Genomic DNA, 4600 nt, shown 5'->3' with positions numbered 1-4600 from the left:
TTTATTTTTATTTTTATTCTTTTGTAAAAAGAATAAAAATCACACTATAAAGCCGATAATATCGGCGTTTAGTGTAAAAAGTGATATATAAAAGGGGTTATCCTGCCTATCTTCTCGCATTATATTTTTTTAACTTTACTTACACTAACATCATTACAAATCTTTTAAATAGTTGGAGTTTTTATTTTGGCTAGAACAGAAGCACAATGGGATGAATTTTTAAAAACTATCAGAGCTGGGCGAACAAAAAATTCATCAAATGAGCACAAAAATATATCTTTTGGCTCGAGCCATATTTCATTGATTAAAAATTCTTTCTCAAAAAATACAAAACAATCTGTTGTGAAGATGATTTCAAATTTACCACGTGAAAGTATTAAAAGATGTATTGACTACACTCTCAATAACTCAATTGATGGCTCTGCCATCAATGAAAAAGGGGAGAGAGTAAGCAGTGACGAAATTATGAAAAATTGGAGTAAGGATTTTGGCACAAATAAAAATTCAAAAGACGCTTGGCATCTTATTTTTTCAATCAATGAGCCATGCAATGATGAAAAAACACTAAACGCTCTAGTTGATAGTGTTAGTGAAATTCTAAGTAGAAATTTTATGGGGCATAAGTATGCTTTGGTGCTTCACACACATCAAAACAACCCACACGTGCATGTAGTTCTTAACAAGCGTAATGATATGACTAGGCGTAAAATTCATTTTGATACTCGTGACGAGATTAAAGATTTCTTCGACGAAGTTCGCACTGATTTTGCCTATTCACTTGGTGCAAGAGGGTTAAAATACGAAAATAAAAACGCTATGCATAAGGATTTAAAAAAAGAATTTTCTAAAATAAAATCTAGTATCAATCTTGAGCAGGATAGCTATACGGCAAAGGATAAAACACTAGAATTTTACGAGCAAATGCAAGAAAAAAATAAGATAGAATATAATGCAACTTCCAGCCGTATAAAGACTATGAATGATGAGATTGATTTACTAAAAAAAGCTAATGATGAGCTGACTAGGCAATTTTTACTCTACGTTCAGAAAAAGGGCAAAAAACGTTTTAAGCTGGGCAAGGAGCTAAAGGAGAATAATAAAATATTACTTCAAAAACGCAAGGATTTAATAAAAGAGATTAAAAAGCTTGATAGTCTTTCATATAAGGCTACTCAGATCAATGATATGCATTTGGCTCACTACAAGGATCAATCTGATACCCTTAAATTACTTGAAAATTTTAGTTATAACTTTAACAAAATTTATCCGCACGGCAAAGGCTCTAGTAAAGCCGACTGGTTATTTTCTAAAAAGGTAAAACGATCTATTGCTGTGCTTCGTGGGCGTGATGATAATGCTAAAAAATACTTTGATGATAGCTTAGTTGCTACACGTCTTTTGGGTCGCAATGAAAGTCTTTTTAAACTTAATAAAAAACTTGAAATTTTAGATCAAAGCCTTTATATTTTACATCACTCCGAGCTTGGCGATACTGAGAAAAATGAATTTAAAAAGCGACTAGATGATAATAAAGATTTTATAGCCGACATTTGCAAAAAACGCTTTTCATATATTGAAAATAAGCTATTAAAATCTGAAAAAATTAGTAAGGACGATTTTCTTTTAAAAGAGTATTTTAAAGGTGTATCTATGCTTGATACTACGGCTAACGAACGACTTATCAGGATCAAAAATGAGCGTAGGCTTTATAAGGATGTTTTGGCGGAACGTGAGACTATGGGCTTAAATTCTTACTCTTCGTACGATAAAACTCAAAATGAAAAAAATAACGATCGTAGTAGATAAATGCTATTATCTACTATTTTAAAATTTCTTTGATTGTTGTTTGATAGTTTGCTAAAAAAATAATAAAATATATAACAAAAAAACTACATATAATTAAAATTAATAAAAGTTAAGAATAGTAAAAAAAGTAATTTTTTATAAAAATTAAGATAGTAAATATTAAAAAAATGTGTTATTTTGTTGGCACGTTCTTTAAAATACTTTTTACATTCCTATCGGTATAAACTTCATCTCTTTTACTTATGTCGAGAAAAAGTACTATAAGCTCTTCATCTTGTATAAAACATATCAAGCGATAGTTTTTTACTCTATATCTCCATAATCCACTCAAATTCTCAGTTAATCCTTTTCCGCTACTGCGTGGATCATCACTTTCCTCGAGTCGATCAAGAAACTTTTGAATTGGTTTTTTGATTGAGCCGTCAAGTTCATTAAACTTCTCTTTAGCATAATCGCTAAATCGTATCTTATAAGCCATTTTCTTTCTTTATATCAGCCCATGAGGTTGATTTGCTTCCGCTAGCCAAATATTCAGAATAAAGCTTTGCTCCAAGCTTTGCATCTTCAATGTCTTGCAAGGCTTCGCTGTCGATCTTATTTTTCGATGTGTTGATATACTTTATCGTATATGTTGGATTGCTGGCTTTGGCGACAGCGTTTTTTATAGCTTGGATAATTTGTTGGTTTAAATTTTCGCCTGTAATAGTTATAGTTTTCATGTGTTTGCTCTCTATTTTTCAAAGTCTGGAATAACTATAGGTGATTTATACCTAGTATTACATTCATATGCGTCATACTTCAATTTATTATATGCGTCTGATGTGCTTGGTTCGGTATTTCTGTATTTCTTTAAAATGATTTCACATTCTTCGTCACTCAACTCGTGCTTTTGTTTTTGTACCTTTGGCAGTTGAAACTCTGCACATCCACTAAAAAACAATCCAGCTATTGCTGTAATTATCAAAACCTTATTTACTTTCATTGTAAATCCTTTTTTTAAGAAAAATTATAACATATTGTATAAAATTTTACGTTATAAGGCTATTTGGTTTCTCGACCAGCTTTATCATACTCTGGCTCTTCTTTGCTCTTCTTCGTCGATCTGACACACTACTTCGTCGTCGTGCCATATCATGCACCCAAGGGAGTCTAAGTATTCAACCATTAGCCTAACACTGCTTTTTAAAAACGAGAGCTCTCTATCACTTATGTTTGCAAGCTCTCTTGACTCTAGTGGGAGCGGAGCTTTAATTAGCTCATTCATTATTTCATTTGCTCTCTCAAATTTATTATAATCTCTATTCATGCTTGTCCCTTTTATGGCAATTTAAAACCTATTGCATAAATCGGATACACATTCTCTAGAAACCCACTTTTAGCCAAGGTTTCTCTTATTTCCTTGTATGTATGCCTGCGATCATCATATTTGATCCAGCCACCTTCAATATCTTTTTTCTCAAAATACCAATACACTTCATCCATATTGATGTAGTTTTTTTCCACATACTCCTGATTTAGTGCCATGTTATTGAGATAATCGCTTGCTGGTTCGGCTAATTCCATCTCATAGTAATATTCACCATCTCTTGATTTATAAAAATTTACTACTCTATAGATAGACTCGGTTCTATCAAGTGATCTATCCATGTCCTTTTTTAGGACTATTCTGTCATTTGATTTAAATTTTTGCATTTTAGACTCCTTAATTATTTAAGTTTGCTAGTAAATTTGACTTTTCGTCTTCTATGCTCTTAATTACATCTTCTTTATTTGTAATTTCGCAACCAAACTCGTCTGCTAGCTCAATTATGTACTTTTGAAGCCTAGCACATTCGGCTATGACTTCTTCGCTTTCATCATCCAAATCCCCTAACCACTTGCATTCTTTTAACGCCTTTAGCGTCATTTCATGCCTGCAATAGCTCATAAATATCTCTCTCATCTTCTACTCCTTATCTATTTTCTCTTATATTTTGCTCTATAACATCTTTTATGGCTCTTAGTGACTCATAAAATGATGTAAACTCGGTCTTTTCACCTTTATTGTAGGTCACATAAACTACGTTAGTTGTGTTCGTATCGTTTAACATGGCTTCGTATACCACACCATTTCTTTGCATCGATATATGCTTTTCATCGCCATTTATCTTTCCGTATTGACTAAGTAGGTTAATTATGCTGTTTGCTTTCATCTCTTATCCTTTCTTTTTATAATAAGATTATATCCAAAATAAACTTAATAAATAATAAAACTATAAATAATAAAATATTATATAATTAAAATATTCAGTAGTAAAAAAATAACTTATAAAATAAAATAATCAAAATATAAGCATAATATTTAAGCATTTTTTAAGTTACATTATGCTTTTTTCTTCCCCCTTTTTAAATTTACACATCGCTTTTAGCGATGCTACTATATTGCGGGGCGTTGCGGGGTATCCCCGCTTAATACCATAAAGAGCCGAGACCTAGGCTCGGCTCTGGCGTTCCAGCACTCTAGTGCAGGTCGCCTGCCATAAAATTTCGGACAATTTGTAAAAATAAATTTACTCAACAATGCGTCAAACTCCCACACAAAGGGGTTAAACATCACTTCATCAATACTTATTTAAAGCTTAAAGTCCAAAAAGCAGATGGCTTGCATTCGATTACGGCTCATAAAATTTCGGACAATTTGTAAAAATAAATTTACTCAACAATGCGTCAAACTCCCACACAAAGGGGTTAAACATCACTTCATCAATACTTATTTAAAGCTTAAAGTCCAAAAAGCAGATGGCTGTTTTTATCG

At 32.1% G+C, this 4600-nt stretch carries 8 protein-coding genes; 1 reads left to right on the top strand and 7 read right to left on the bottom strand.

Features of this window, described 5'->3' with window-relative positions:
• Positions 1-186: 186 nt before the first annotated feature.
• Positions 187-1806: a relaxase/mobilization nuclease domain-containing protein gene (locus F3H00_RS10210; RefSeq protein WP_149703849.1), complete on the top strand. Its 1620-nt coding sequence runs from the start codon at positions 187-189 to the stop codon at positions 1804-1806.
• A gap of 172 nt (positions 1807-1978) precedes the next feature.
• Here the strand turns inward: F3H00_RS10210 and F3H00_RS10205 are convergent, their stop codons facing one another.
• The 7 genes from F3H00_RS10205 to F3H00_RS10175 form a co-directional block, all read right to left on the bottom strand.
• The gene (locus F3H00_RS10205; protein WP_051303952.1) at positions 1979-2284 is read right to left on the bottom strand and encodes a type II toxin-antitoxin system RelE family toxin; all 306 of its coding nucleotides are present in this window, start codon (positions 2282-2284) and stop codon (positions 1979-1981) included.
• Positions 2274-2525, bottom strand: a complete 252-nt coding sequence (locus F3H00_RS10200) for a hypothetical protein (RefSeq protein WP_103596518.1) — start codon at positions 2523-2525, stop codon at positions 2274-2276. Before F3H00_RS10200 ends, F3H00_RS10205 begins: the two co-directional genes overlap by 11 nt.
• An 11-nt stretch (positions 2526-2536) precedes the next feature.
• Positions 2537-2788 carry a hypothetical protein gene (locus F3H00_RS10195; protein WP_103596519.1) on the bottom strand — a complete coding sequence of 84 codons (252 nt, stop codon included), beginning with the start codon at positions 2786-2788 and terminating at the stop codon, positions 2537-2539.
• Positions 2789-2872: 84 nt separating this feature from the next.
• A complete protein-coding gene (locus F3H00_RS10190) occupies positions 2873-3112 on the bottom strand; it encodes a hypothetical protein (protein WP_103560449.1) in 240 nt (79 codons plus the stop codon).
• 11 nt (positions 3113-3123) lie between these two features.
• The gene (locus F3H00_RS10185; protein WP_103596520.1) at positions 3124-3498 is read right to left on the bottom strand and encodes a hypothetical protein; all 375 of its coding nucleotides are present in this window, start codon (positions 3496-3498) and stop codon (positions 3124-3126) included.
• Between the two features lie 10 nt (positions 3499-3508).
• Entirely contained in the window at positions 3509-3748 is a 240-nt protein-coding gene (locus tag F3H00_RS10180) for a hypothetical protein (RefSeq protein WP_021091986.1), read from the bottom strand.
• Between the two features lie 10 nt (positions 3749-3758).
• Positions 3759-3998, bottom strand: coding sequence for a P-loop NTPase family protein (locus tag F3H00_RS10175; RefSeq protein ID WP_021091982.1), 240 nt, complete (start codon positions 3996-3998; stop codon positions 3759-3761).
• Positions 3999-4600 lie beyond the last annotated feature (602 nt).

Source organism: Campylobacter concisus (assembly GCF_902460845.1).
Taxonomy (GTDB): domain Bacteria; phylum Campylobacterota; class Campylobacteria; order Campylobacterales; family Campylobacteraceae; genus Campylobacter_A; species Campylobacter_A concisus_X.
Note: the sequence above shows the minus strand (reverse complement) of the source record. Positions and strands in the feature narration are given on the sequence as shown.